This window comes from Arthrobacter sp. HMWF013, assembly GCF_003061105.1.
Classification (GTDB): Bacteria; Actinomycetota; Actinomycetes; order Actinomycetales; family Micrococcaceae; genus Arthrobacter.
In genome coordinates this window covers 1-2182 of the sequence record NZ_QAIQ01000583.1, presented here as the reverse complement: position 1 = coordinate 2182, position 2182 = coordinate 1, and the positions used below count along the sequence as shown (strand labels likewise).

The following is a 2182-nucleotide window of genomic DNA, read 5'->3' as shown; positions in this document are numbered from 1 at the left end:
GTGTGGGGTGTGTGGTATGGGGTTGTTGTTTGAGAACTACATAGTGGACGCGAGCATCTTTTATAAGAAGCAATTTCCAAGAATATGAACCTGGATCTGTCTGCACTCCTTGTGGGTGTGGGTGGTTTTCATGGTTCTCTCGAAAATTAGCGTAATTGATCTTTTGTGGTCAAGTTTTTAAGAGCACACGGTGGATGCCTTGGCATTAGGAGCCGAAGAAGGACGTAGGAATCTGCGATAAGCCTGGGGGAGTCGATAACCGGACTGTGATCCCAGGGTGTCCGAATGGGGAAACCCCGCCAGACGCGCGAGTGATCTGGTGACCCGCATCTGAACACATAGGGTGCGTGGAGGGAACGCGGGGAAGTGAAACATCTCAGTACCCGCAGGAAGAGAAAACAATAGTGATTCCGTTAGTAGTGGCGAGCGAACGCGGATCAGGCTAAACCGTTCCATGTGTGATAGCCGGCGGGCGTTGCATGGTCGGGGTTGTGGGACTTTCCGTACTGTCTCTGCCGGGACAGTGAGGTGTGATGTGCAGGCATAGGTGAACGGTCTTGAAAGGCCGGCCAGAGAGGGTGTGAGCCCCGTAACCGAAATGTTTTGTGCCGCCTGGAGAGTATCCCAAGTAGCACGGGGCCCGAGAAATCCCGTGCGAATCTGTCAGGACCACCTGATAAGCCTAAATACTCCCTAATGACCGATAGCGGACCAGTACCGTGAGGGAAAGGTGAAAAGTACCCCGGGAGGGGAGTGAAACAGTACCTGAAACCGTGTGCTTACAATCCGTCGGAGCAGCCTTTGTAGTTGTGACGGCGTGCCTTTTGAAGAATGAGCCTGCGAGTTAGTGTTACGTCGCGAGGTTAACCCGTGTGGGGAAGCCGTAGCGAAAGCGAGTCTGAATAGGGCGTTGCAGTGGCGTGATCTAGACCCGAAGCGAAGTGATCTACCCATGGCCAGGTTGAAGCGACGGTAAGACGTCGTGGAGGACCGAACCCACTTCAGTTGAAAATGGAGGGGATGAGCTGTGGGTAGGGGTGAAAGGCCAATCAAACTTCGTGATAGCTGGTTCTCCCCGAAATGCATTTAGGTGCAGCGTTGCGTGTTTCTTACCGGAGGTAGAGCTACTGGATGGCTAATGGGCCCTACAAGGTTACTGACGTCAGCCAAACTCCGAATGCCGGTAAGTGAGAGCGCAGCAGTGAGACTGTGGGGGATAAGCTTCATAGTCGAGAGGGAAACAGCCCAGACCACCAACTAAGGCCCCTAAGCGTGTGCTAAGTGGGAAAGGATGTGGAGTTGCGAAGACAACCAGGAGGTTGGCTTAGAAGCAGCCATCCTTAAAAGAGTGCGTAATAGCTCACTGGTCAAGTGATTCCGCGCCGACAATGTAGCGGGGCTCAAGTACACCGCCGAAGTTGTGGATTTCAGATAGTAGCCAAGCCGCCCACTTGTTGGGTTGGTTCAGGCGTCTGGAGTGGTAGGGGAGCGTCGTGTGGGCAGTGAAGTCGCGGTGTAAACCAGCGGTGGAGCCTACACGAGTGAGAATGCAGGCATGAGTAGCGAAAGACGGGTGAGAAACCCGTCCGCCGAATGATCAAGGGTTCCAGGGTCAAGCTAATCTGCCCTGGGTAAGTCGGGACCTAAGGCGAGGCCGACAGGCGTAGTCGATGGACAACGGGTTGATATTCCCGTACCGGCGAAAAACCGCCCATGCTGAACAGGGGATACTAACCGCCCGAGACCTGCCCGATCACCCTTGTGGTGTGAGGGTTTTGGTGGAGCGCGGGACCTGATCCTGGGAGGCAAGCGTATTAACAGGTGTGACGCAGGAAGGTAGCCAAGCCGGGCGATGGTTGTCCCGGTCTAAGGATGTAGGGCGAACGGTAGGCAAATCCGCCGTTCATGATGCCTGAGATCTGATGGGACCCCCGTTTGGGGGGATTTGGTGATCCTATGCTGCCGAGAAAAGCATCGACGCGAGGTTTTAGCCGCCCGTACCCCAAACCGACACAGGTGATCAGGTAGAGAATACTAAGGCGATCGAGAGAATTATGGTTAAGGAACTCGGCAAAATGCCCCCGTAACTTCGGGAGAAGGGGGGCCCCAACCTTGATGGACACTTGCTGTCCGGAGGGGATCGGGGCCGCAGAGACCAGGGGGAAGCGACTGTTTACTAAAA

1 rRNA gene is annotated in these 2182 nt (G+C 54.8%); it reads left to right on the top strand.

Annotated elements, in window-relative coordinates:
* Window positions 1-167 precede the first annotated feature (167 nt).
* Window positions 168-2182 (top strand): 23S ribosomal RNA (locus DBR22_RS19775); the annotation flags it as partial.